The organism is Lactococcus sp. dk101, from assembly GCF_009601055.1.
Classification (GTDB): Bacteria; Bacillota; Bacilli; order Lactobacillales; family Streptococcaceae; genus Lactococcus.
Genome location: NZ_WITI01000003.1, coordinates 138,894 through 164,392, shown reverse-complemented (window position 1 = coordinate 164,392; position 25,499 = coordinate 138,894). Strand labels below are relative to the sequence as shown.

General features: G+C 38.3%; 30 protein-coding genes and 1 pseudogene. 8 read left to right on the top strand and 23 right to left on the bottom strand.

Going from position 1 to position 25,499, the window contains the following annotated elements; translation table 11 throughout:
• Position 1: 1 nt before the first annotated feature.
• The 21 genes from GHI45_RS04460 to GHI45_RS04360 all read right to left on the bottom strand — a co-directional run bounded on the left by GHI45_RS04460 (position 2) and on the right by GHI45_RS04360 (position 17,335).
• Positions 2-826, bottom strand: a complete 825-nt coding sequence (locus GHI45_RS04460) for a phosphorylcholine transferase LicD (RefSeq protein ID WP_147779622.1) — start codon at positions 824-826, stop codon at positions 2-4.
• A complete protein-coding gene (locus GHI45_RS04455) occupies positions 823-1,950 on the bottom strand; it encodes a glycosyltransferase family 4 protein (RefSeq protein WP_147779621.1) in 1,128 nt (375 codons plus the stop codon). Before GHI45_RS04455 ends, GHI45_RS04460 begins: the two co-directional genes overlap by 4 nt.
• Before the next feature lie 52 nt (positions 1,951-2,002).
• The gene (locus GHI45_RS04450) at positions 2,003-2,362 is read right to left on the bottom strand and encodes a DUF2304 domain-containing protein (RefSeq protein WP_147779620.1); all 360 of its coding nucleotides are present in this window, start codon (positions 2,360-2,362) and stop codon (positions 2,003-2,005) included.
• Positions 2,362-3,084, bottom strand: coding sequence for a glycosyltransferase family 2 protein (locus GHI45_RS04445; RefSeq protein ID WP_147779619.1), 723 nt, complete (start codon positions 3,082-3,084; stop codon positions 2,362-2,364). The genes GHI45_RS04450 and GHI45_RS04445 overlap by 1 nt, the downstream gene beginning before the upstream one ends.
• A 25-nt stretch (positions 3,085-3,109) precedes the next feature.
• Positions 3,110-4,564, bottom strand: a complete 1,455-nt coding sequence (locus tag GHI45_RS04440) for a DUF2142 domain-containing protein (RefSeq protein ID WP_147779618.1) — start codon at positions 4,562-4,564, stop codon at positions 3,110-3,112.
• A complete protein-coding gene (locus tag GHI45_RS04435; protein ID WP_147779617.1) occupies positions 4,554-6,317 on the bottom strand; it encodes a rhamnan synthesis F family protein in 1,764 nt (587 codons plus the stop codon). Before GHI45_RS04435 ends, GHI45_RS04440 begins: the two co-directional genes overlap by 11 nt.
• Entirely contained in the window at positions 6,314-7,567 is a 1,254-nt protein-coding gene (locus tag GHI45_RS04430) for an ABC transporter ATP-binding protein (protein WP_147779616.1), read from the bottom strand. The genes GHI45_RS04435 and GHI45_RS04430 overlap by 4 nt, the downstream gene beginning before the upstream one ends.
• Positions 7,567-8,376 carry an ABC transporter permease gene (locus tag GHI45_RS04425; RefSeq protein WP_147779615.1) on the bottom strand — a complete coding sequence of 270 codons (810 nt, stop codon included), beginning with the start codon at positions 8,374-8,376 and terminating at the stop codon, positions 7,567-7,569. Before GHI45_RS04425 ends, GHI45_RS04430 begins: the two co-directional genes overlap by 1 nt.
• Positions 8,373-9,302 carry a glycosyltransferase family 2 protein gene (locus tag GHI45_RS04420; protein WP_305061043.1) on the bottom strand — a complete coding sequence of 310 codons (930 nt, stop codon included), beginning with the start codon at positions 9,300-9,302 and terminating at the stop codon, positions 8,373-8,375. Before GHI45_RS04420 ends, GHI45_RS04425 begins: the two co-directional genes overlap by 4 nt.
• The gene (cps2T, locus tag GHI45_RS04415; protein ID WP_147779614.1) at positions 9,292-10,452 is read right to left on the bottom strand and encodes a beta 1-4 rhamnosyltransferase Cps2T; all 1,161 of its coding nucleotides are present in this window, start codon (positions 10,450-10,452) and stop codon (positions 9,292-9,294) included. The genes GHI45_RS04420 and cps2T overlap by 11 nt, the downstream gene beginning before the upstream one ends.
• 106 nt (positions 10,453-10,558) lie before the next feature.
• Positions 10,559-11,455, bottom strand: coding sequence for a dTDP-4-dehydrorhamnose reductase (rfbD, locus tag GHI45_RS04410; protein WP_147779613.1), 897 nt, complete (start codon positions 11,453-11,455; stop codon positions 10,559-10,561).
• A 207-nt stretch (positions 11,456-11,662) separates the two neighbouring features.
• Positions 11,663-11,863, bottom strand: coding sequence for a hypothetical protein (locus GHI45_RS04405; RefSeq protein WP_147779612.1), 201 nt, complete (start codon positions 11,861-11,863; stop codon positions 11,663-11,665).
• 47 nt (positions 11,864-11,910) lie between these two features.
• Entirely contained in the window at positions 11,911-12,291 is a 381-nt protein-coding gene (locus GHI45_RS04400; RefSeq protein WP_147779611.1) for a VOC family protein, read from the bottom strand.
• 97 nt (positions 12,292-12,388) lie between these two features.
• Positions 12,389-13,447 carry a dTDP-glucose 4,6-dehydratase gene (gene rfbB, locus GHI45_RS04395; RefSeq protein WP_147779610.1) on the bottom strand — a complete coding sequence of 353 codons (1,059 nt, stop codon included), beginning with the start codon at positions 13,445-13,447 and terminating at the stop codon, positions 12,389-12,391.
• A 78-nt stretch (positions 13,448-13,525) separates the two neighbouring features.
• Complete coding sequence (locus GHI45_RS04390; protein WP_147779609.1) at positions 13,526-14,137, bottom strand: cadmium resistance transporter; 612 nt, start codon at positions 14,135-14,137, stop codon at positions 13,526-13,528.
• Between the two features lie 42 nt (positions 14,138-14,179).
• Positions 14,180-14,431, bottom strand: a complete 252-nt coding sequence (locus tag GHI45_RS04385; protein ID WP_147779608.1) for a hypothetical protein — start codon at positions 14,429-14,431, stop codon at positions 14,180-14,182.
• Between the two features lie 2 nt (positions 14,432-14,433).
• The gene (locus GHI45_RS04380; RefSeq protein WP_147779607.1) at positions 14,434-15,027 is read right to left on the bottom strand and encodes a dTDP-4-dehydrorhamnose 3,5-epimerase family protein; all 594 of its coding nucleotides are present in this window, start codon (positions 15,025-15,027) and stop codon (positions 14,434-14,436) included.
• Between the two features lie 16 nt (positions 15,028-15,043).
• Positions 15,044-15,262: a hypothetical protein gene (locus GHI45_RS04375; RefSeq protein ID WP_147779606.1), complete on the bottom strand. Its 219-nt coding sequence runs from the start codon at positions 15,260-15,262 to the stop codon at positions 15,044-15,046.
• Positions 15,263-15,303: 41 nt separating this feature from the next.
• Positions 15,304-15,537: a hypothetical protein gene (locus GHI45_RS04370; protein ID WP_194285089.1), complete on the bottom strand. Its 234-nt coding sequence runs from the start codon at positions 15,535-15,537 to the stop codon at positions 15,304-15,306.
• Between the two features lie 131 nt (positions 15,538-15,668).
• On the bottom strand, positions 15,669-16,538 hold the full coding sequence (gene rfbA / locus GHI45_RS04365) for a glucose-1-phosphate thymidylyltransferase RfbA (RefSeq protein WP_147779604.1): 870 nt from the start codon (positions 16,536-16,538) through the stop codon (positions 15,669-15,671).
• A gap of 122 nt (positions 16,539-16,660) precedes the next feature.
• Positions 16,661-17,335, bottom strand: a complete 675-nt coding sequence (locus tag GHI45_RS04360; protein WP_147779603.1) for a DUF1129 domain-containing protein — start codon at positions 17,333-17,335, stop codon at positions 16,661-16,663.
• 136 nt (positions 17,336-17,471) lie between these two features.
• Here GHI45_RS04360 and rpmB point away from each other — a divergent pair, with 136 nt between their 5' ends.
• The 5 genes from rpmB to GHI45_RS04335 all read left to right on the top strand — a co-directional run bounded on the left by rpmB (position 17,472) and on the right by GHI45_RS04335 (position 21,090).
• The gene (gene rpmB, locus GHI45_RS04355) at positions 17,472-17,666 is read left to right on the top strand and encodes a 50S ribosomal protein L28 (RefSeq protein ID WP_147779602.1); all 195 of its coding nucleotides are present in this window, start codon (positions 17,472-17,474) and stop codon (positions 17,664-17,666) included.
• A gap of 219 nt (positions 17,667-17,885) precedes the next feature.
• A complete protein-coding gene (locus GHI45_RS04350; RefSeq protein ID WP_147779601.1) occupies positions 17,886-18,320 on the top strand; it encodes a LytTR family DNA-binding domain-containing protein in 435 nt (144 codons plus the stop codon).
• On the top strand, positions 18,317-18,850 hold the full coding sequence (locus tag GHI45_RS04345; RefSeq protein ID WP_147779600.1) for a DUF3021 family protein: 534 nt from the start codon (positions 18,317-18,319) through the stop codon (positions 18,848-18,850). The genes GHI45_RS04350 and GHI45_RS04345 overlap by 4 nt, the downstream gene beginning before the upstream one ends.
• Before the next feature lie 209 nt (positions 18,851-19,059).
• On the top strand, positions 19,060-19,422 hold the full coding sequence (locus tag GHI45_RS04340) for an Asp23/Gls24 family envelope stress response protein (protein WP_187230069.1): 363 nt from the start codon (positions 19,060-19,062) through the stop codon (positions 19,420-19,422).
• Complete coding sequence (locus tag GHI45_RS04335) at positions 19,423-21,090, top strand: DAK2 domain-containing protein (RefSeq protein ID WP_147779598.1); 1,668 nt, start codon at positions 19,423-19,425, stop codon at positions 21,088-21,090.
• A 34-nt stretch (positions 21,091-21,124) separates the two neighbouring features.
• On the opposite strand, the gene GHI45_RS04330 is transcribed toward GHI45_RS04335, so the two are convergent.
• Entirely contained in the window at positions 21,125-21,748 is a 624-nt protein-coding gene (locus GHI45_RS04330; protein ID WP_147779597.1) for a DUF4352 domain-containing protein, read from the bottom strand.
• Between the two features lie 128 nt (positions 21,749-21,876).
• Positions 21,877-22,594: pseudogene (locus GHI45_RS04325) on the bottom strand (Cof-type HAD-IIB family hydrolase).
• A 182-nt stretch (positions 22,595-22,776) separates the two neighbouring features.
• Here GHI45_RS04325 and GHI45_RS04320 point away from each other — a divergent pair.
• Genes GHI45_RS04320 through GHI45_RS11250 form a run of 3 tightly spaced genes read left to right on the top strand, consistent with a single transcriptional unit; the run spans position 22,777 to position 25,495 of the window.
• Positions 22,777-23,238 carry a ferrous iron transport protein A gene (locus GHI45_RS04320; RefSeq protein WP_147779596.1) on the top strand — a complete coding sequence of 154 codons (462 nt, stop codon included), beginning with the start codon at positions 22,777-22,779 and terminating at the stop codon, positions 23,236-23,238.
• Positions 23,239-23,256: 18 nt separating this feature from the next.
• A complete protein-coding gene (gene feoB, locus GHI45_RS04315) occupies positions 23,257-25,332 on the top strand; it encodes a ferrous iron transport protein B (protein ID WP_147779595.1) in 2,076 nt (691 codons plus the stop codon).
• The gene (locus tag GHI45_RS11250; RefSeq protein ID WP_187230068.1) at positions 25,319-25,495 is read left to right on the top strand and encodes a hypothetical protein; all 177 of its coding nucleotides are present in this window, start codon (positions 25,319-25,321) and stop codon (positions 25,493-25,495) included. Before feoB ends, GHI45_RS11250 begins: the two co-directional genes overlap by 14 nt.
• The last annotated feature ends 4 nt before the right edge of the window (positions 25,496-25,499 follow it).

Below are 25,499 nucleotides of genomic sequence, written 5' to 3'. Positions count from 1 at the left end.
TTTATTTCTCCGTTTTCCAATACCAGTGATAATAACTATGATTGACCCGTTTGTTTTCTGGTGGCAAAGTCATATAGTCACCATAAAGCATTGACAAATAGCCGTCATGATTTTTGATTTTTCTAAATGTATAATCTTCAAAGGCGACGTCTTCGTAGCTGTCAAAAATTTCGCGTTTAAAATACTCCGTTTTGTAACCTGAATAGACATAGCCCACAAGTTGTTCATCAGTTGCATTGTATTTTTGCATCTGTTGATCCACTTCTTGTGCAATTTTTTTATTTTTGCCCATATTTGCCAAATGACGTGGGAACCACAAAATCATTTTCCCTAAGAAATAGTACCATTTTGATGCGCTGGCATAAACCAGTCCTGGTGCTGAGGATGCTAATTTTATGGCTGATTGTTGAATTTCTTTCTTAAATTCATCTCGTTCTTCAGCATTTTCTGGCATGACATCCATTGGGAATAAGTCCACAAAGACACCTGTTCCCTTATTCAAATTATCAAGTTTACTTGTAAAATAAGTGCGGTTGTCATAAAGTTTTGCAAAAGGGAGATAAGTCGGACGCACTTGATAATAAATCAATGAATAATGTTCCGGACAATTTTCCATCAGCACTGACAAAAGTTTTTCGTAATTTGCACGTGTTAAAACCAAATCAATATCATCGTCCCAAGGGATATAACCTTTGTGACGAATGGCACCGAGCAGTGAACCACCGCCGAGTGAATATTCAATTCCGTTTTCTCTACAAATTTCATCGATATAAGAAGTCATTTCAAGTTGAAGTGTTCTTAATTCTTTGTCTGTCAGTTCTTTCATTTCATTTCTCCAAACGCATCAATAAATGCTTCTGCTGTTTTGTCCCAAGTAAAGTTTTCAAGCACTCTTTTTGAGACATTTTCTTGGATGGATTTGATTTTTTCTGGTTGGTTCAGGAGTTGGCGTAAACTTGTAAGTAACGCTTCCTCACTGTTTTCAATGACAAAGCCATATTCGTCTGACGGAATAAGTTCGTGTGCACCACCAACATTTGTCGTAATAACGACATTTTCTAGGAGTGCTGCTTCAATCATTGATGTTGAGAAGCCTTCGATTTTTGATAACAAGACAAAAATATCTGATTTGTTATTTAATTTCATGACTTCATCATGAGAAACATAGCCTAAAAAGCTGATGTTCTCTTGCGGATAGCTTGCTTTCATTTCTTCAAAAATCGGTCCATCTCCTGCAATAACTAATTCGAGATTGGGAAATTCTTGACTGATTTTTGTAAAAGCTGACAGCAATGTTTCAACGCCCTTGAATTTTGCTTGTAAGCGTCCAGAGTAAGAAATAACGATTTTATCTTTCTTTTCTTCTTTTAAATACTTGGCTAGGTCGTCTGAGTCAACGGCATTGTAAAGTACGCCTTTGGATTGGATACCAAAAACTTTAATCCAATCAGCTGCTTCTTTCGAAACACCGTAAAAAATAGAACTGTTTTTCTTGACTTGCCCTATCAAAGCACGCTCAATACGTTTCAAAAAGAAATCTAAGACAGGATTGTTAAGTGTCAGGTAAGTTGTCCCATGCTCCAAAACAAGTGCTTCTTTACCTTGTTTTTTAGCCATTTTTGTTCCCAAAATCGCTGCCAGATGAAATCTCGTATTGGCAACAAAATAATCAATCTGTTCTGCTTCGATTTTGGCAATCAAATCATGATAAGTTTTATTTTTCTTAAAAAATGGATAACGACTTTTCCATATATTTTTAATAGGAAGACGATAAACTTTTATTCCCTCAAGAACTTCTTCATTCTTGAGTGTTTCATCGTCTTGGGTCGTTACAACGATGACACGGTAGCCTTTTTCAAGCAATTTTTTCGCAATGTTGTAGGTATATCTTTCCACTCCTCCAAGATGAGGAAGATAGAAGCCATTAAAGAATGCAACTGTTTTAGACATATTATTTTCCTTTTTTGATATTTGTCATCTACGAGGGCCGGACAACTTGCACTTATTCAGATTTTTCTTCTTCTAGTTCATTCACTCTTTTTTTGAGAAGCGAGATTTCTTGCACCAAATTTGTGATTTGTTTTTCTGCTGAAACAAGCGAAAGTTGGAAGAGGATCGAAATAATAATCAAAATCCCAACCAAAGTAAACAAAGTCAATGACGCTAAGGTATGAATTCCCATGAAGCGAGCAATTTTCGAGCCAATTTCAGGGAAAATCGCACCTAAAAGAATGACAATAGCTAGAAATAGCCACTTGAGCATGTGTCTGATTTCTGCTCGGTCTTTTCTGACCAGTCTAACCGTAAAAGCTAAAAAGGCCAGTGCTAAAACAATCGATAGAATTCTTAATTGTACAGGCATTATCTTTCCTTTCCTACAAGTGATGAGGCCAAAATCGAGAGCGACACGCTAACCATGTAATTAATTCCTTTAACGAAATTGATACTTGAGACACCTGTTGTCCGCTCAAACATTCTCGCACCGACTTCTTTGACTGTGATTTTCTTTGAAAAGAGATGCATGTAACTTTCTGGCTCTGGATATTGTCTTGGATAACGCGTGACAAACTGGTCAATGACCTTTCTGTTCCCCGCACGATAACCACTTGTCACATCTTTAATTCTAATTTTAGAGGAGCTATAAATCAGAAATGAAAGAATTTTAATGCCTAATTGTCTTGAAAATGACGACTTGAATTCGGAATTGCTTTCTTCCAAAAATCGAGAACCAATCGTAAAATCAACTTCGTCATTGATGATAGGCGTAATTAAATTGGGAAGGGACTCAATATCATGTTGACCATCGCCGTCAAATTGGACAGCAATGTCATAATTGTTTTGTTTGGCATATTTGTAGCCCGTCTGAACCGCACCACCAATTCCCAAATTTTGAATAAGTTCAACATGGTTAATCTGATGCGCGCGCAAAACTTCTTCCTCGTTATCTGTTGATCCGTCATTGATGACAACATAATCGAGATGATAAGGACAGGTCGCGCGATACTGTTCAATTCTATTTATATTTTCTACTATTCCTTCTGCTTCATTGTAGGCAGGAATAATGAGAAGTATTTTTTTCTCCATGTAAGTACTCCGAACTTTTTCATTTTTAGAACAAATGTCTAAGATTTTGAACCGTTTCTAAAATAATATTTCTTCCCAAATCCTTTGTGTAGTAATACATGATTGTCAAGAATAAGAAATAAATGAGGTTAAAAATAATCATGAAATTAAACATGCGATGGGTTGATTTGTCAGACATTTCTACTTTGATGTACTTGTTCAAATAAATTCCAACTGGAATTAACAAAATAAGCAAAGGTGTGTAGTAGCGTCCTTGATTACCGAGACTGACCATCATTGGAAGATAGCCTGGTAACTTAGGAACTGTCCATGTGATATAAACAGCAACCGCAGTCATCAAGATATTTGCCATGAAAGCAATCACACCTGAAACCGCGACACGCGTATCCAAAGTTACTTCTTTTTCTCTGGTCATCAAGATGAATAAGAAAATAAAGTCAAAAACAATCAACCATTCTGGTAAACGATAGGTCATTTGACCAAAATTACCAATCATACCTGTTACCAAAACATTGTCAAGGTTAGTGTAAATATCTGGTCTGAAGAAAGTATTAAAGAGGATTTGCAGTCCATTGACGAAGCCATCATAATAAGCAAATTCATGCTTCAGATAAAAGACGAATAAGCCCAAAATCACGAGGGCAACAAGCCATTTGAACCTTGAACAAAAAGCCCAAAACTTGTCAAGAATCCTTGTCACAGCATTATCGCCAAACAAACGTGTCGGTAAGGTAAGGAAGAAAATCCCAACCACCAAAACAGAAGCTTTCGGAATTAGCAAAACAAGTAAGACAAGAATGGTATAAGCAATCCACCTTAGATTTAATTTGTCTTCTCTTGTCCATAGATTTGTCAGCAGCGAGAATACTGCAAAGATAGCAATATAAGTCATGACATCATAAGACAGCGAAGCGGCTTGCTGGATACTGACTGGCAGTAAAGCGACTGCAGCCATTGCCCATTTGCCAAATTTTGCCTTCTTAATGCAGAAGTAAAGTGCAAAAATATAGAGCATCAAATTGACAAAACGGCCCAGTAAAAACATCAATCCTAAACTTGGATAAATTAAACTTGCAATCAAAATCCCAATCGCTTGTGGTAATCTTTTCAGATTTCCAAAAGTAACATTAAACGCCAGCTTTTGTCCTTCAGCAAAATTTGCTTTTTGGTCAAAATAAGTCTGTATAAAGGTTCCTTCACGATATTCTTTCAAGTAACCACTGGCTGTATCTGTTACATTTTGGTCAACAGCATTCAGTGCTTTCCCTTCTTGGTAAATCGCATTGTCCCGACTGGTGTGGAACATACTATAAGCACTAGAAAAATGAACATATTCATCTGGTGCAGAAAAGAGGGGTTGAATAAACATGGTCAGAAGCCCAAAAACGAGCGCTAATTTCAAAAATAAGCGTTCTACATTTACATCTTTATGGCGATTTTTGCGTTCGGGGTTTTCCAAGTTTAATTTTCTATAATTCATCGGTATCTTTTCCTAAAATGATATAAATTCTGTATTTCACAAGTCGAATGCTTTTCTTAAACATCAGTCGGATGATATATCTCAAGCGAATATCATCTGCATTTTCATTTGTGATATGGAAGCGTTGATCCAAAGTCCTTGCGTCAATAAATGGCGACAGGTTTGAGTGATTTGGACTAATTCTGAAATCCATATTTTTGTCCCATGCCAAATAAATCATCATGCGTTCAATGGCATGCAAAATCGTATTTTGTGGCAATGGTTCTGCTGGAATTTCACGATCCATAATTTCTAAATTGAATAAAGGTTTTAAAATTTCAGTTTTGGCCCAGAAAAATGTCCCATAACTCATAGTGAATGTTTTAAAATCATGAAAATTCACTTTCTTATTCATTTTCATGCGTTTCCAAACATCATTCATGATTGGTGCAATTTGTTTATTTTCATTGTCAGGGTCAACGATTTTATTAAATCTGAAGAATGTTGGAATGTCAGCAATGACAATTCCTAAATTTGAATTGGATTGGAAGTTAGCCATGATATTATCTGCTGGTGTAATCAGCATCTCAATCAATTCTGTCCGCCAGGATTCACCTGCAAAAAAGGCTGCTTCGAGTGAACGTTTGGTGTGAAAATGTCCAACAAGATCATACTTTAAAAGTTTGTCTTTCAATGACAAGAAAGGCACAATGTCACGCCCACGATTTGGTGTGCGAACCAACTCAGCTTCAACCTGATGTTTTGCCAAAATTTCTTTGATAATCTGTTCTTTTTCATCCGTATTTGTCGTCAGGAATAAGTCATACTTAAAATTAAAACTCTTGAAAGCTTCTAAAAATTCTTCAAGCAAATCTGGATAGTAAACATGCAAATGAACTGCAACGCTTTGATTGATTTCAACAGTTGGAGCTGTCGTCAACATTTTGCGTGGAATCAAGAAATTTGAATCTGGATAATCTACCTTACTCAAATGATTGACAATCAAGTCCGTTGGATAATCTGAATGTTGTTCAATATAATCCAACATGTAATAGCCAATGCCATCATTATCAGGACTTTGGAAAGCCTTAATCTTGATAAATGGTACTTTGTTTTGTAAAATCACGTCTGGCGCATAATATGAAAAATCTGGATGTCGCAAATGACTGGCATCTAATTCTCGTGTGTCAAGAATGGTTTCATAAGTGAAGCCGGCATCCAAAAAGACAGTCGTTGACTGAATTTCGTAGTTATCAATAACTTCTTGGACTTTTTCATAGCTAATGATATTGCCCCAGAATTCTTTAAAAACTTGAGATTTAACAACTTCTTGGCTGAACACTTTGTAATACGATTGAATGTGTTCTTGAAAGTAATGTTTTCGTGATTCTTGATAAGCGCGGTGATTAGTGATGCCCCAAATGTTGGTTCCTTTATCTTCATAAGCCTTATAGATTGGCTCCATGTCGTATAGAGGACCGAAACAAGTATCATTCATCAATGTAACTGAATCGAATTTTTCAAGTTGGTCAAAACCAACTGCTTTCATTCCGTCATGCCAAGCTGCAAAGTCAAAGCCTTTATTTTCACGCTGGATAAAAAGGTCAATCAGCCCAAGCTTCTCTAGCTTTGCTTGATCGTCAGCGCTGACAGCACTATTCGTGATGAAAACCACTTTTTCAAATGTTTTTCTCATTTCTGTCAATGTATAAATGACATGGTCTGAGAGTTGATTGAATTTATTAAAATGAACAAAAAATGAAATACGACTCATGAGATACTTTCTAACCTCCAGTCACCGTTACGCTTGATGACACCAGTGCTTGCGTGTTGTTCACGGCGACTTAATTTTTCATCGTCAGTTCTGACACCGACAATTAGACGAGGCGAATCTACTTCTGACACGTATGCCACCAAATCGTCTTCACTAAAGACTGAAACTTGAATTTTTACTTTTTGTTTATTAATGTTTTCAAGTTTAAATTCATAGACATAGCGGAATGTTCCCTTGCCATCTGTCATATTTTCAGTCGAATTATCATTGTAAAGCCAGAAATTATGATCCAATTCCATCAATGAAAAGACAACGTGTGTTCTCATATTTTCAAGCACACGATAGCTGACTTCGAATTTAACAGTTTCACCCTCTTTGACAATATTATCAGAGAGCAATTTCAATTCGAGATTATCCACATATTGATGTGACTCAACCGTCTCATCTTTGGCAGCTTGTTCTTCTTTGGCGGCTTTTGCTTCTTGGGCTTTTGTCAATTCAGCAATACGGCTCATGTTGTCAAGCGAATAACGCATGGCTACTTTTTCAGGACTACCGCTTTCTTCAATGATTCCGTCTTTGATATAAACTGCCTTGTTACAATATTTATTGACAGCGCCCATATCGTGCGTTACCAAAATCGTAGTTTGGCCTGATTTTTGGCGTTCAAGGAAGTAATCATTACATTTCTTTTGGAAGGCTTCATCACCAACTGCTAGTACTTCATCAAGCACCAAAACATCGCCGCGCGCTTTGATAGCAACGGAAAATGCAAGACGCACTTGCATACCAGAAGAATAATTTTTCAATTTTTGGTTCATGAATTCGTGAAGTTCTGCAAAATCGACGATTTCATCATACATGGCACTAATTTCTTCACGTGAAAAGCCAAGCATGGCACCATTCAAATAAACATTTTCTTTTCCTGTTAATTCTGGATTAAAACCAACACCGAGTTCAATAAAAGAAACAAGTTTTCCGTTGACCGTCACTTGTCCTTTTTCAGGTGTGTAAATTTGTGAAATGATTTTGAGTAGGGTTGATTTACCTGATCCATTTCTTCCGACAATGCCGAAAAAGTCGCCTTTTTCAACGACAAAATCAATATCTTTCAGCACATGTTGTTCTTTGTAGCCTTTAATTCCACGAAGTCGGTTGACAAGGGTTGTTCTTAAGCTACTTGTTGCTTCAGTAGGCAGTCTAAAAAACTTACTTACATGATCTATTTTTACTGCTATATTGTCATTCATTAGATAATCTCCGCAAATTTATTAGAATGTTTAGTGAAAACCCACAAACCAAGTCCGAAAATGAGAATTGGAAGAATGTAAGGAATTACAATAATGTATGGGTTATGCACCATTTGCCATAAGGTTGGATTGGCGTTGTTACTAAAGGTCAAAATATAACGCATGTCTTGCACGATTTGTGCCATCGGATTAAGCATTAAAACTTTCGCAACGGTTGGGTGCGTATTTGACACTTGAATGATTGGGTAAATGATTGGCGTGCCGTATAAACCAGCTTGCATACCGACTTCCCAAATCGGACCTAAATCGCGGAATTTCACGAAGGCTGTTGCCAAAAGAAAGGCAATTCCTGTCGCCAATAAAACCAATTCCAAAAGCAATGGAACAACGAAAATCACATTCCAAGACATGTGGATGCCACTAATCAAGGCAAAGATAATCACGACAATTAAACTGATAATCAAGTTGATAAATGCATTTGCAACAACTGAGAAAATGATGATTGGCTTAGAAAAACTGATTTTTCTGAGCAAATCTCCACGAGAAACAATCGAAACCATCCCCATGTTTGTTGTTTCAGCAAAGAAATTCCACAAGGTCAGCGCCAGCAAAAGAGCAACGGCAAAGTGAGGTACGGCATTCCCAAAACGCAAAAAGCGGACGAAAACCAGATACATGATAACAAAGAGCATCACAGGTTTCAAAATTGACCACAAATAGCCAATGACTGAACCTTGATAACGAAGTTTAAAGTCCGTTTTGATAAGTTCTTTGAGTAGAATTTGATTTCTACGATTAAAAAAGTTCATTCTTGTTTTTCCTTTTTATAACCAAGTTTAGTGACAATCAATGTTCTAAAAATGATAGTATGAAGTGTTTTATTTTTTCTCAAGTGATGTTTTTTCAACAGGCTCACGCGCGTTGGCAAGGGCTGTTCTAAAATAGTAACAAAATCTTGAGCGAGCGTTTGATTTTCTTTGGAAAGTCCATCAAATGCCAGTAATTTTTGAGCTTGTTTTTGGCTCGAATTGATGAGCCACCAGTATTTTTTAAGCCAGTGGTTAAACCAATTTTTCATGCGTTTGGATAAGGTTCTTGCCCCCAAAACATTGTTTTCATGCTGCCGATAAAGTTCGGTTGGCTTGTCAATATAAACAAGCTCACCAAGTCCAGCTGCCAAAACAGCCAGCCACCAGTCGTGCATGATGACATCTTTTGTTGATGTCCATTTTTCCATTAGGGCATGATTGGCAGCCATTGTGCCGCCAGTCACCGTGTTTTCTGTCAGCTCTTGCACAAGTTTTGTGTTGGCATGATCGGACTGAAAACGGATCATTGATGGGTTCAAAACCTTGAGGTCTTGGTCAACAATTTTCAAATCAGTATAATACAAGATTGGCTGTTCATTGTCATGTTGTTCCGCTTCAGCTAAGACCACTTCCAATTTGTCAGGCAACCAAATATCATCTTGGTCAGCGAAGAAATAAAAATCCGCTGTTTCCATTTTTGTCAGCTCAAAAAATGAAGCAATTACTCCAACATTGTTCGCTTTGACAAGTTTAATGCGACTGTCAGTGCTGACAAATTGTTCAACAATGTCACAAGTGGCGTCTTTAGATCCATCATCTCTGACAATCAACTTCCAATCAGAATAAGTCTGATTTTGAATGCTCTTGATTTGGTCAGCGATATATTTCTCGCCATTATAAGATGACATTAAAATATTAACGTTCAAGAAGAAACTCCTTTAGGAACAAGCTCTCATATTGAGTACAAATGTGCTCCCATGTGTATTTTTCTTGGATAAGGCCTTGCGCTTTTTCGTGCAATGTTGCCTTTTCCTCAACTGTCAGTGCTGACAGACTTTCAATCACTTGGGTAAGTTTTTCTTTATCAAAATAGATGACAGAATCTCCAGCTGATTGGCGGTTAAAATTGACATTTAAAACCACATTGACAGGTGTTGACCACATGGCTTCTAAGAGGCCAGGATTGGTTCCGCCAACTTCATGCCCATGCAAGTATGCAAAGGCGTTTTCTCGAATAAAACGTAATTCATTTTGGTCATAAACCGTACCGACAAACTTGATACGGGGATCTTGATCAAAATGCGTTTTTTCGCGCAAAGTTTCGTAATAGCTGTTGCCTTCATAATTAGTGATAATCACCAAATCAAGCGTGCTATTGCTTGCCATGAAGCCTGTAATCAAGCTTTCATAGTTATTTTCAGGCACAAAACGACCTACGATAAGAAAATATTTACCAATATTATATTTTACCAAAGTAGGAGATTTTGTCAAATCTGACTGAACTTGCTCGGTTCCATAGGCAATGACTTCTGACGTCACATTTTTGTATTCTTGATTGAGATAATCCAAAATGCCTTGATTGTCAGAAACAATCATGTCCGCATGCTCAACCATTTTTCGTTCAGCATATTTGAGATACTTGCGAACAGGAGCTGCCCATTTGGTTCTACGCCATTCAAGTCCGTCAGGATTGACAAACAATGTGCCACCTACTTTGTGGATTTTCTTGGCATAATGTGAAATGACACCGCCAATGGTATTTCCCAAAATACAGAAAACGGGATGTTCAATGTGTTCAACCTTGATTTGCTCAAGTGCTTGATTGATTGCAAGAATGTCATAAGCAATGACACGAGCTGGACCAATATTTGGAACCTTGACAGCGAAACAGTCCGCTCCAAGATACTCAAAATGTTGCCCAGCTTGTGCCAAATCTGAATTCTCGCTTTGACAGGCCACATGATATTTAATATTTTTATTGATTTGATGTTTGACAAGTTCTTCGACAAATGTCTCAAAACCGCCATATTTCGCAGGAAGCCCACGACTTCCGATGATAAAAACGTGTTTCAACATGTTCCCTCTCAAAACGAGAATTCTGTCAAATTTGATGAATTTGACAGGATTCTGCGTTATTTTAAATCTAAACCTTATTCTTTAATCTCGTGCATTTTCTACAAAATTATTTAGATTTTTCGCCTTTAATTTTGTTCTTATCCGCACGTTTGTCGCCTTTGGCAATCATTTGCGCAAGCGCATCTTGCCATGTTGGAATGACAAAGCCTGTTGCTTTTGTTTTGTCCAAATTCATCGTTGAATTAAATGGACGTTTAGCTTTTTGAACAAATGTTGAACTGTCAACAGGTGTGACTACAGTTTCTGTGTCTTTCAAGATTTCTGTTGCAAAATCAAACCAAGTTACATCTTCACCAGGTGCAGCATCATTTGTCAAGTGGTAGAAGCCTTGTTCTTTGTCATTGTTGACAAGATAAGTCATGAATTCTGCCAAAGTACGTGTCCATGTTGGACGACCATGTTGGTCGTTAACAACTGTCAAAGTTGGGTGTGTTTCAGCCAATTTTTGCATGGTAAAGACAAAGTTTGGTCCGTAATTTCCGAATACCCAAGCTGTACGAATCACGTAATGTTTAACGCCAGAAGCTTTAACAGCTTCTTCGCCAAGATATTTTGTACGTCCGTATTCAGATTCTGGGCCTTTAGGGTCATCAATGTTACGTTCGCTACCGACTGGCAAAAAGCCACCGAAAACATAGTCAGTTGAGATATAAACAAGTGTTGCACCTACACGAGCAGCAGCATTTGCAATATTTTCAGTTCCATTGACATTGATGAGTTCATCAAGTGCTTTTCCTTCATCTTCCGCTTTATCAACAGCAGTATAGGCTGCACAGTGGTAAACAACACTTGGTTTGTTTTCATCAAAGAAGGCATCAACTTTTGCTTTATCTGTAATGTCAAGCTCACCAGCATCAGTCGCAGTGTATTCAACACCACGTTCGTCAAATAAATGGCGAAGTTCTGTTCCAAGTTGACCATTACTTCCTGTAATTAAAATCATTGTTTTTCCTTTTCTAAACTGTTTTAACTAAATGTCCAATCATTTTTAGTTAATTGTTGATACTCAGCTAGACTTTAAAGCACATGAAGAATATTTTATCCGACAATCGCTTTAAAAAGCCCGTTTGAGTCTCAATACTCACAAAATCGCACATGCCATTTGCAGTGAGACAGCTATTCTTTAAGATTTTAGGTTACCTCTAAATGTTCAGATTTGGCTGATTTCAGAGGTCTCTTTTATTTTTTCCAATTTTTTCAGGCAAAGCTTGCAATTCACTTCAAGCTCGGTCGGCGTCCAAACTGGTTTGGCATAGCCTTCAACACCCTTGTCATTCATGCCACAAAGCGTGTCGTGTTCATCTTTCAAAAAATGAACTTTTTTATTTTTCTCGTTGATTATTTTAATCATCGTTTACATTTTCTGCTTGTCAGAGCTGACAGGGCTTATTTTACAAATTAGTGCGGTTGCCCATTGTGATATACAGCTTCAATCGCATAACCACTTGGGTCATAAATAAACGCAGCATAATAATTTTCATGAAAATGTTTATGATAGCCAGGTCGACCATAACCTTTAGCTCCCAACGCAACAGCTGCTTCATTAAAGTGATCAACAGCTTCATTGTTTTCAGCTTGAAAAGCAAAATGAAATGGAAACGGTTCTCCCTCATAAATGGCAAAGTCCCCAAATGGGTCAGTCGAAATCCCGTCCGAAAAATTGGCAGACTTGTCCGAGCGATGATGAATTTTATAGCCTAATGGTGCAAGTACTGCTTCATAAAATTGAATTGATTCCTCAATGTCTTTGACTGGAAACCCACCAGTATGATTAATCATCTTTGTACATTTTCTATTTTGTCAGTTCTACAGCCCTGACAAAAAAATATATTACTCGTCAATAAACTTTTAGCATGTAAACAAGATTAAATTTTTATTATTTAATCACCGTTTGAGATTTAGCATATTTTGCTTCGACAGCGTCTTTTTCAGCTTTCCACCAGTCTTCATTCGCTGCGTACCAGTCAATCGTTGCTTGAAGTCCACTTTCAAAGTCAGTATGTTTAGGTTCCCAACCAAGTTCTGTGCGAAGTTTTGTATTGTCAATGGCATAACGTTTGTCATGAGCATCGCCACGTGGGTCGATGACACGGTCATAAGCGTCAGCACCTTTGCCCATACGAGTCAAGATATCTTCAAGCACTTCTTTGTTGTTCTTTTCGCCATCAGCACCGATAAGGTAAGTTTCACCATAACGTCCTTTTGTCAAAATAGCCCAAACACCTGAAGAGTGGTCTTCAGTGTGAATCCAGTCACGCACGTTTTTACCGTCGCCGTAAAGTTTTGGTGTAATGCCTGACAAGATGTTAGTGATTTGACGTGGAATGAACTTTTCAATATGTTGGAAAGGTCCATAGTTGTTTGAACAGTTTGAAATGGTTGCTTTCAAGCCAAATGAACGTACCCAAGCACGAACAATCAAGTCAGAGGCAGCTTTTGTTGAGCTGTATGGACTTGTTGGATTGTAAGGTGTTTCTGGTGTGAATTTTTCACCAGCCCCTTCGCCATGTCCTGGCAATTCTTCACGGTAAGGCAAATCGCCGTAAACTTCGTCAGTTGATACGTGGTGGAAACGCAAATCATATTTGCGCGCCGCTTGGATCAATGTGTAAGTTCCGATGAAGTTGGTTTGAATGAATTCATCTTGTGAAATCAAGCTGTTGTCATTGTGGCTTTCAGCTGCGTAGTGAACGATAGCGTCCGCTTTTGAAGCAACTTGATCCACGATTTCTGGGTCAGCAATGTCGCCAACCACAAGTTCAACACGACCACTATCAAACAACATGTTGATGTTGTTGACATTGCCGGCATAAGTCAACTTGTCAAGGACAGTGATATGCACGTCTGGGAAATTGTTGTACACATAATGTACAAAGTTTGAACCGATAAATCCTGCGCCGCCTGTAACGACGATGTGTTTGTATGGTGATTCCATTTTATTAAGATGTGAGCTATTTTCAAAAGTTTGAAAAACGAGCTCAATTCCTTTCCTATTTTTTAAAATTTTTATCGTTTATCCGAAAATAATTTTCATGAGCGTAGAGAGCGTCCCTGCGTCAACCAGCACATAAATGCCAAGTCCAACAAAGATAACTCCTATGAGCCAGCGACTATATTTTTCCAACCATTCGAGAGATTCCGTCAAGTGAGCCAACTTATCGCTCAAGAATGAGAACAAAAGAATGTTGGCAAAAAAGACGAGCAAAGCGAGTGCTAGATATTTACTCTGTATGGTTGCAAAATAAGGGGTAAAAAGTCCGATGTTATCGGCTCCGCAACTTGAAAAAGCAAGCAACATGGCTGTTATCATCAAATTCTTGTCTTTACGCTTTTCGAGCGCCTCTGCAGCCTCGCTATCATCATCGCCGAAAATCAAGATTTTCGCTCCAATCACAAGCGGAACAAGTCCTAGAAAACCTAAAATCCACTCGGGTAAAGCAATCTTAAAAACGATGGCCAACAAAAAACTAACAAGCACCAATGAAAGTGAGCCGATAATTTGGCCTATTGTGATTTCTCGATGTCTCTTATTATCGTAACGGAAATAAAGTAAGGCAATCAAAATCAGCAAGTCTAAGGCTGTCGCCCAATAGATAACAGTAGTTTGAATAATTGTTGAAAGCAATTTTACTTCTCCTCTCATTCATCGCTGTCAGTACTGACAAGCTTACAAAGCCTTATATTCTCGCTCAAACTTCGCTTTTGGCACAATCTTGGCATATTTTCCATTGAAGATAATGACTTCGTCTTTACTGACAGAAATTTTCGTCAGGCCATAAGTGTTAACAATCTGTAAACGTTGGCCATTTTGCTTAAATCCGCCGTCAGCGAAAGCTTTCTTGACCCAATCAGGCTGATTTTCGTCAGTGATTTGCCATGTGTCATGCGCTTTTTTTGTCCGTAAATGTAAAACTTTCAAAATCAGAGTTTGCTGCGATCAAGTGGCTTCACGTCTTTGAGAAGTGGGTGGTTTTTATCTGCTTCAGAAACTTCTGCTTCTGCGAGATTTTCCCATTTGACATCCAAAGCTGGATCAGCATAGTTGACAAAAGCGTACTTAGGTTTGAGTTCCAAAGCCCAGTAGTCATTGACGATATAGCTATAAGAAACTGTATCAGACAAGACTTGGAAGCCATTGGCTACGCCGCGTGGAATAAACATTCCGACGCTGGCATCAATAATGGTTTGGTAAACATGACCAAAGCTTTCACCTTCGCGCAAATCAACCCAAGTTCCAAGCACACGACCGCCATCAGCGACTGAAATGTACTTGTCCCAAGGTTCCGCGTGAAGTCCACGCAAGACGTTTTTCTTAGAAAACGAAACGTTATTTTGCAATTTTCCTTCCGCAAAGAAACTTTCAGGGAAGCCAAGTGGCACCATTTTTTCTTTTTGGAAATTTTCTTTAAACCAGCCACGGTTATCGCCGTGAACTGGAATATCAAACTTGATCACACCTGGAATTGCTTCAATTTGGTGTGCAGCAAGTTTTTTTTCAAAAAATTCTTCTGTCATTTTTTATATCTTTCTATCAATCTTCAAGCTTATCTGATGTATTTTTATCACTGATTTCATTCTTGGAAGAATCATCAGAGTCAGAAAAACGCCAACGCCACGTAAATAAAAGCATAGCAATAAATGGTAAAAAGGCAGGCCATAAATAGACGGCATTAAAAACTAATTTTCCATCATCAACAATAGACGATTCAAGTCCTAATATCCACCCAATGCACAAAAAGATTACTGTCACAAGCAGATAAATCAATGCTCAATTTAATAACCTTTCTTTTTTCATTTTTTCTTTTTATCTTTTTCTGTTAATATAACGTAAATCAAGAGGACACCAAAAAATGAAATGATAAAAACAACGGCATAAATCAAAAAGTTCAGCCAGTCAAATGACGAATCCACTACATTTGCAACTGTCTTACTTAGCCAAAAGGATACTCCAAAAGCAAGCAAGGCAACTACTGTGTCAAGTGGTGAAGATTTTTTTCGTTTGTTTTTTGATTTCATCATATTCATTGGGATTTCTCTCTATAGTAATAGTAAAATGAAAACCATCACGTTCAATGCTCGAAAAGCAGAGAAAATCGTTTTGCAAAAGAGCAAGTCGCGATTTTTTTCGCTTTTAAGTGGCGCGTTTCACACCTTGATTAGTCTTTGTCAATCAAACGCAACAAGTATTGACCGTAGTCATTTTTCTTGAGGGGTTGAGCAAGATTGTAGATGTCTTCATCTGTGATATAGCCCATGCGCCATGCGATTTCTTCAAGGTTGGCAACCATCACATTTTGCATGCGTTGTACAGTTTCGATGTATTGAGCAGCTTCAAGAAGTGACGCGTGTGTTCCTGTATCAAGCCAAGCAAAACCACGTCCCATCAGTTCAACTGACAAATCACCACGTTCAAGATAAACTTTGTTGACATCAGTGATTTCAAGTTCTCCACGAGGAGATGGTTTGATGTTTTTAGCAATTTCAACAACGTCATTGTCGTAGAAATACAAACCTGTAACAGCATAATTTGATTTTGGATTTTCTGGTTTTTCTTCAATAGAAATAGCGTTCATATCTTCGTCAAATTCAACAACACCAAAACGTTCTGGGTCATTCACATGATAGCCAAAAACAGTTGCTCCAGATTCCTTGCTAGCTGCTTTTTGCAAGAGTTTAGACATTCCTGGTCCGTGATAGATATTGTCTCCTAAAATCAATGCAACAGAGTCGTCGCCAATGAATTCTTCACCTATAATAAATGCTTGTGCAAGTCCATCTGGTGATGGTTGAACAGCATATTGAAGATTGATACCGAATTCTGAACCGTCTTGCAACAAGTCCTTAAAACGAGGTGTATCGCTAGGTGTAGAGATTATCAAAATATCTTTAATCCCCGCAAGCATCAATGTTGACAGTGGATAGTAAATCATTGGTTTATCATAAATTGGCATCAATTGTTTGCTTGCTGCACGCGTAAGTGGGTAGAGGCGAGTTCCTGAACCGCCTGCTAAGATAATTCCTTTCATGGGAACCTCCATTGTATAGTTTATCAGTCTAATTATAGCACAAATCGCATATGCTGTCATCGACTTGCACAGAAATCGCCTATCTATTGATAAAAACAAAAAAGGCTTTCGCCTTTTTCTTGTTATTTTTGACCGTTTGACATTGGAGCCAATGATGAACGAATGTGGAATTTGCGTTTGAGCAAATATTTTGCAAGCAAGGCGATAACCGCAATGGCAAGCGTTGCGTAAGCATTCAAGACTGGGTTGAGTACTGCTGGAAGGAATTGTGAGAATGTCGTAAATGCTGACCAAATCAAAACGACAACCACGATAAGCAATACGCTCTTCCAGTTCCATTTTCTCTTACCTTGTGCTTGTGCGTAGTAAAACTTGTAAATCATAAACATGACAAGTCCTGCCAAAGCAGCCATGATGAATGTTGTGGTCAAACCGTAAGCTTGTGCGCCTTTGGCATTGAAAAGAGCCATCACTCCTGTCATCAAGTAAATCAAACCAAAGAACAAAAGTGTGCTGTCGAGCCACATCAAGACTGGTTTGTCATTGCTGTTTACATCTGCACTTGATTTTTTCTCTGCCACTTTTTTAGGGGCGTATTGTTCCACAAACTCAGTTGGTGTGCCTAAAAGTTTACGTGCCAAGACATTTGTTTTTTGTCCTTCGATGATTTGAGGCAAGATTTCATTCAAAATCGTTTTGACTTCTTCGTCTGTTTTTCCCGCCAACATCAGTTGTTTTGTAACGGCGTGAACGTATTCCGTATTTTTCGCTGTTAATTCTTCTATTAAATTTTCCATAAGTCCTATTTTATCAGATTTAAGAAAAAAAATCATCAAAAAATGGCAAAAACTTGATTTTTTCATATATAAAATGCTATAATCGATAAGTATGTTATCCTTTAGGGGCATAAAATCTAGAAAAAGGAGCTAAATCATGTCTAAAGTATGTTACTTTACTGGTGTTGGAACACAATCTTCTAACAACCGTTCACACGCAATGAACCAAACTAAACGTGTCGTTAAACCTAACCTTCAAAAAGTTAAAATCATCGAAAACGGCGAACTTAAAACTGTTTGGGCTACTGCTAAAGCACTTAAAAAATTGCCAGCTGGCGTTGAACGTGCCTAATGTAAATTTTTGCTTGCGCAAGCAAAAAATGGAAACTCTGTCATTTTGGCAGGGTTTTTTTGTCGTTCATTTTCGACAAACTAGCTGTCAGTACTGACCAATTATCCAAATTTCCTGTTTTTTTCATGCCGAATTTGCCATAATGAAAGCATCAAATAAAAGGAGAAAACCAGTGGCCAAAAGTAAAAAATATCAGCTGATTTCTGGTACAATATGCTTATGAAAATCACGATAAATATTGACAAGAATGCTGAAGAAACTGGAGATTTTACCCTGCACGAACTGACCGATGACTTACAAAAAATCATCAGTCAACTTCAAAACCAAAATTTCAAGTTAATCGCCAGCAAAAATGAACAAAAATACCAACTTGACTTTGATAAAATCACAAGTATTTACGCACAAAACAAAAAAGTCTATCTTCACATGGATGATCAGCAAGAATTTACGGTCGCTTACAGTCTGTCAGCACTGACAGAAAAGTTGCCGCCTCATTTTCTTCGTATTTCAGCTAGCGAGATTGTCAATGCCAATAAAATCTCACACTTTGAATTCACTTTCGGCGGAAAAATCAAAATCTTTTTCACGACAACCGGCTACACCTACTCAAGCCGTAGCTATTTAAAAAATATAAAGGAGTACTTTGGATTATGAAGATGATAAAACAAGTCTTAAAAAGTAGCACAAATGCTGTCGCCTTTGGCATTAGTCTTTCTCTTTTGTTTAATTGGATACTGACTTTAACCCTTCCAAATTCTCCTGAAGAACAGGCAAATGCCGTATTTTTCATGATTAACCCATTTTCTTTTGGAATTGCAAGTGGAAATGAACTAACAAATATGAGCTTTGCATTGATTAACTGGATATTGCTCTTCCTTTTCTTCTCTGTTCTCCTCCCTTGGATTTTCAAAAACAAGACCTACGGTTTATTGTTTTCAACATTGATTGGTTTTTTTATCACATGGCTCTCTTTTTTAGCCATTTCTTCTCTCAATCTTTATCAGTTTACAGGATACGAACGTATTCCAGTCTTTAGATTTGTCGTTTTAATTCCAACAATCGAAATCATTTTTGTATTTATTTTCATTTGGATTGCTTCGTTTTTCTACTATCGCATTCAAATTAAAAAACTTAATCAAAAAATTATAAGCAAAGCCAGTTCAACACATTCCTCTGAAATGTAAATCTAAAAGCCATTTGTGGCTTTTTTTATTTGTAAAGGCATTCATTTGATGACTTAAAAGACAAACAGAAAAAAATGTATAAAAAATAGCGTTTGCAGGTTAAAGCGACTGTTTTATTTGAAGAAAATATGATAAAATAAGTGATGATATTATAAATAATATGGAGGAAAGTGTCGTTTTGACAAAAAACGAACGGCACATATATGAAAATGAGTGTTACTATTAACAATTCAAATGGCAATGTCGACATCGCGACTGAAGTCATCGCGACTGTTGTTGGTGCAAGCACGACTGAAATTTTCGGCGTCGTTGGCATGACAAGTAAAGCTGCAGTCAAAGACAACTTCCGCAGCATTTTACGTCAAGAAAACTATTCTAAAGGTGTTGTTGTTACAAACAGCGACAACGAAATTGCGATTGATGTTTATGTTGTGGTTTCTTTCGGTGTTAAAATAAGTGAAGTTGCAAAAAACATTCAAGAACGTGTTCGTTTCAATTTGGAAAACCAACTTGGTATTTCAGTTGCGAAAATCAATGTTTACGTACAAAATGTAAAGGTGGTTGAAGACTAAGTGGCTAATGTAGACGCAAGTAAATTTAAAGAAATGGTTCAAGCGGCTGCAAGTCGTTTGAACGAACAAGCTGAATATGTTAATTCGCTCAACGTGTTCCCTGTCCCAGATGGTGATACAGGAACAAACATGGGCATGACAATCACGAACGGTGCTAAAGAAGTTGCCGAACGTCCAGCAAATACCGTTGGTGAAGTTGCTCAAATCCTGTCAAAAGGCTTGCTCATGGGCGCTCGCGGAAACTCAGGTGTTATCACATCACAAATTTTCCGTGGTTTCAGCAATTATGCAAAAGATTATGAAGAACTTGACGGAATTCATTTTGCTGCTGCCCTTCAATCAGGTGTTGAAGTTGCATACAAAGCTGTAATGAAACCTGTTGAAGGAACAATCCTTACCGTTTCTCGTGGTGCTGCTGAAATGGCAAGCCGTAAAACTGACGAAACTGATGATGTTGTCGAAATCATGGCTGCTGCACTTGATGGTGCTAAGAAAGCCCTCGCGATGACTCCTGAAATGCTTCCTGTCCTCAAAGAAGTCGGCGTTGTTGACTCAGGTGGACAAGGTCTCGTTTATATCTATGAAGGTTTCATGATGGCGCTCAACGGCGAATTCGTACCTGAAACTCCAGTTGCTGAACTTGGTGCAATGGATCGTATGGTTAACGTTGAACACGAAAGTGCTGGTGTTGGTTCAGCTTCTACTGCTGACATCAAATACGGTTACTGTACTGAAATTATGGTTGAAATCGGTAAAGGCCCTTCTGTTGCAACAGAATACAGCCACGATAACTTCCAAGTCTTTCTTGAAGGGCTCGGAAATTCAACTGTTCTCGTTGACGATGACGAAATCATCAAACTTCACGTCCATACTGAAGATCCAGGTCTTGTCATTCAAGAAGGACTCAAATTTGGTCGCTTGATTAAGGTTAAAGTTGACAATATGCGTCTTCAAAATGAAGGTGTTAAAGAAAAAGAAGCCAAATCAAACATTTCAACTTCTGCTTCTAAGAAAGATTGGGGCTTGATTGCCATTACTGCTGGTGATGGACTTGCTAAGATTTTCGAAGAAATGGGCGTTAACTATATTGTTTCTGGTGGACAAACGATGAACCCTTCAACTGAAGATATCGTTAAAGCGATTGAAGCTGTAAATGCTGAAAAAGTCATTATTCTTCCAAACAATAAAAACATCTTCATGGCTGCAAAATCTGCCGCTGAAGTTGCTGAAGTTCCTGTTGAAGTGATTGAAACTGCAACAATTCCTCAAGGATTTACATCACTGCTTTCATTTGACCCTACACATTCACTTGAAGAAAACAAAGCCAGCATGACTGCTGCTTTGGCTGAAGTTAAATCTGGTTCAGTGACAAATGCCATTCGCGATACAAATGTTGATGGTGTTGAAATCCACAAAAAAGACACACTTGGCATGATGAATAACAAAATCGTTGTTTCAATGAAACGTCAAGGCGACGCAATGATGGCTGTTTTCGATAAGATGATTGATGAAGACAGCGAAATCGCAACCATTTATGTTGGTAGCGAAGGTAAAAAATCATTTGCTGAAAAAGTAGCACGTGTTGTTGAAAAGAAATATCCACACGTTGAAGTTGAAGTTTTCGAAGGAAAACAACCTGTTTATCCTTACCTCTTCTCTGTTGAATAATAAAATAAAAACTCCGAATTCGGAGTTTTTTTGTTTAGTTGAGAACGACTGTCAGCTTGACGGATTGCCCTTGATTAAAGCCAAGATAATCCAGAGTCACTTTACTCTTTTTATCTGCTCGACCCACGAGAACGCCCTTGACAGATTTGCCTTTGCCTAGGCTACCGCTGGTCAAATAGGCTTCGGATAGTCCAGCAATTTTTAGTGTTAATTGTGATTTTTTACCATTTTCGTTAAGCACAAAATCACTTGAGCTGTAAGACATTGGCGTTACATTTTTATTGGTCATGCTGATATAGACAATGACGTCATTTTTACCTGCTTTTGTCGGACTGGCTTTAAATGTAACCTTGCTGACCTCTAGTAAAAGGCCATCGATTGAAACACTGTTACCGACATTTTCAGTAATCCCCACACTATTATCGATAGTAAAGGCACCGTCAGAGCTGACAACCGTTGCTTTGGAGTTGGAAGTGCTTGAACTTTTGGAGCTACTCAAGCTACCGCTTTTGCTCGAAGAACTAGAGGAAATCGAACTACTGGATGAGCTAGATTTACTGGATTGGCTGGCATTTGAGGAGCTTGCGACTGCATATGCAATCAATATCAATAAAATGAGCGAAAAGAGAACTATGCCAAATCTTAATTTTTTATTCATGTCGAAACTCCTTATTTTTTATTGAATTTTAACATATTTTTTGCTATTGCGCAATCTTTGGAATACGGATTATTTTCTTGAAAAAATAAAAGAACTCTAAAATTAGAATTCTTAAATTTTGTTAATTCTCACAAAACAACACTTTCAATCACTTGCAACACACCTTCGTCATCATTTTTTGGGGCAAGGTGTTTTGCTTTTTCTTGGACTTCCGCAAAAGCATTTGCCATCGCATAGCTTTCTTTCGCTTGTTCCAGCAGTTCAAAATCGTTATAACCGTCACCAAATGCCATCGTTTCGTCAGCTGTGACAGACAAAATGGACTGCAATTTATTGACAGTTGTCCCTTTGTGAACGCCTTTTGAAGTAATGTCAATCCAAGCTTTCTCACTTGCCACAACATAAAAATTTTCTTGCTCAGATTTAATTTTTTCAAAGGTCTCGAAACACCGTTCTTTACGGTCAAAGACTGTTATTTTCACAAAATCTTCTTCGATTTCTGAAAAATCTCTGACCACACGCATCTTCGCATATGATCGTCTGATCTGCTTGAGTCTTTTCGAGCTTCTTAATCATATCAAGCCCTGTTTGATTAGGGATAAGTGACTCAAAAACAAAATGTCCGTCATGCTTAATCCGACTCGCTGAGTCTCCCAAAATCCAAATCTCGCTTGCCAAATCACCAAATAATTCTTCCACACGCTCGGTCTGTTTCCCTGTAACAGCAGCAAAAGCAATCTTTTTTTCTGTCAGTGCTGACAAAACTTTTGTAAATCTGGGCTGATTAAAACTACCCTTTGAATTGAGAAATGTGCCGTCTAAGTCGGTCAAAATTAGTTTAATCATTGCGTCTCCTTTTTCTTTTTTCAATTTAATTATAGCATGAAAAGAATTAAAGTAAGCGTTTTATTTCGTAAAACAAATGACTCATTTGTAGCGCTGATTTAAATTTCCAGTTTTTTTAGGCTATTTAAATTTAATTGTGCTATAATCATTGTAAAATACATTTGACACGTTAGGAAAAAAAGATGCAAACACTTGATACGACACATGTGGGGCAAGTTTATTACCTCGACCGTATTCTTGGCAAAGATCAGGCGAAACTACGTGAATTGGGATTTTCCAAAGATAAGACCATTAGTTTGGTTGCATTCAGTGGCGAAAATGCGATTGTCAGAGTTGACAATAGCCGAATTGCTCTAAGTTCCAACTATCTTCGCCAGATTTTCGTCAAAAATGAACGGACGGAAGAAGAAATTGTTGGGCTTTCGCATTTGTCAGTTGGTCAAACGGGCATTGTTCGCTTGATTGATGCCGCTGGCGAATTAAAACGTCGTTTGATGGACATGGGAATTACGCGTGGAACCAGTGTTTATGTGCAAAAATTGGCACCGCTTGGCGATCCAATGGAATTGCATTTGCGCGGTTATGCCCTTTCCTTGCGCAAAATTGATGCCGAAAAAATCAAAGTCGTTGTTGAAAATAACTAATAAATTGATGGTAAAAAAATGACAATTATTGCATTACTTGGAAACCCAAACAGTGGGAAAACCAGTATCTTTAACATTATTACAGGAAGTAATCAACAGGTGGGAAACTGGCCTGGTGTCACCGTTGAGCGAAAATCAGGTCACTATAAAAAAGACAAGTCCATTACAATTCAAGACTTGCCGGGACTTTATTCTCTCTCGCCTTACTCACTCGAAGAGCAGGTAACACGTGACTATCTGACCCACACGCCACCAGATACCTTGATCAATATCATTGACAGTACTAATCTTGAGCGTTCGCTTTATCTGACCTTGCAGCTGATGGAGTTCAATATTCCAATGGTTTTAGCACTCAACATGAGTGACTTGCTGGAAAAAAATGGACGGATTATTGACGTCGAAAAATTGAGCTACCGTCTCGGCATTCCGATTGTCAAGACTTCCGCTACAAAAAATCGTGGACTTGATGACTTGATTTCAATTGCTAAAAAGTCGCCTCAAATTCAGCCGATAGACTATGATCATCGGCTTGAGGGTGCCTTATCTGAAATTGGAAAAATCATTGCTTCTTCCAGTCGATTTGAGCAAATCAAGTGCTTCGAAGCGGACAAATTGGCGCTGTCAGCACTGACAGAAGCGCAGCTTTCAGAAATTAACGATGTCGTCAAAATTTCCGAACGGATTTTCGCTGATGACCGTGAATCCATTATTGTCAACGAACGTTATGATTTAATTAGCCAAATCGTTCGGCTGTGTGTCATAGATGGCGATGAAAAATCCGCTAAATTGACAGATAAAATTGACCGCATTGTTACCAACCGTTGGCTTGGCTTGCCAATTTTCATATTGATTATGTGGCTGGTTTATTATTTATCCATTCAAACCGTTGGTACTGCAGCAACTGACTGGATCAATGATGTTCTGTTTGGTCAATGGATACCTGATATTGCTCAGAAAACAATGGATTGGCTAAGCATTGTTCCTTGGTTGCAAGATTTAGTACTTAACGGAATTATTGCCGGTATTGGTGCCATTTTGGGCTTCATTCCTCAAATTTTTGTTCTCTTTTTCTTGCTTGGCATTCTTGAGGATTCAGGCTATATGGCACGTGTTGCCTTCATCATGGATCGTATTTTTCGAAAATTTGGTCTATCTGGCAAATCCTTTATCCCCATGCTGATTTCTTCTGGCTGTGGCGTACCTGGAATTATGGCAACCCGAACGATTGAACAAGAACGTGACCGTAAAATTACGATCATGGTCACAACCTTCATGCCTTGTTCGGCTAAATTGCCAATCATAGCCTTGATTTCTGGTGCTTTCTTTAGACAGGCCAGTTGGGTCGCACCGAGTGCTTATTTTTTGGGCATGGGTATGATTATTCTGTCTGGTATCATCTTGAAGAAAACTAAAATGTTTGCAGGCGATGTTTCAGCTTTCATCATGGAGCTTCCCAGTTATCATTTCCCACAGGTCAAGACCGTTTTCAAGTACGCACTCACGCATGCGTATCATTTCATCAAACGTGCGGGAACTTTGATTTTTGCAACCAATGTCTTTATCTGGTTCACTTCTAATTATAGCTGGACTTTCCAAGCTGTCAGCGCTGACCAATCCATTTTGGCTGATTTCGGTCGTGCCATTGCATTGTTCTTTGCACCGCTTGGTTTTGGTGAATGGCGTGCTGCCGTTGCAACATTGACTGGACTCTTAGCAAAAGAAACCATCGTTGGTACAATGGGCGTTCTCTACGCTCAAGATACCAACAGCTCAACGCAACTCTGGCAAGTCCTCCGCGAGTCTTATACGCCACTTTCAGCCTATTCATTGCTGGTCTTTAATCTCTTGTGTGCCCCTTGTGTCGCTGCAATTTCAACGATTTATAAGGAAATGGGTGATGTCAAATGGACTGTTCGTGCAGTCGGCTTCCAAACACTCGTTGCTTACACCATGAGTTTTATCATTTATCAACTTGGTCTTGCCATTCAAACAGGAAATCTCACATTTGTGACATTTCTTGCATTGATTGTACTGTTTATTGGACTTTATTTCATCTTTAGAAAAGGAAAGGAAAATACCTATGAACTTGCCTAGTTTCATCTTACTTGCACTCATTTTGATTGCAACTGGCTTTACCATTCGAAAAGTTGCTCGGAGCAAAGGTGCTTGTGAAGATTGCAGCAGCAACACTTGCCCAGTCAAATCTGCTGTTCCACTAACGGAGCCAAAGGATGATTCCTGCGATTGTTGCAAATAAAAAA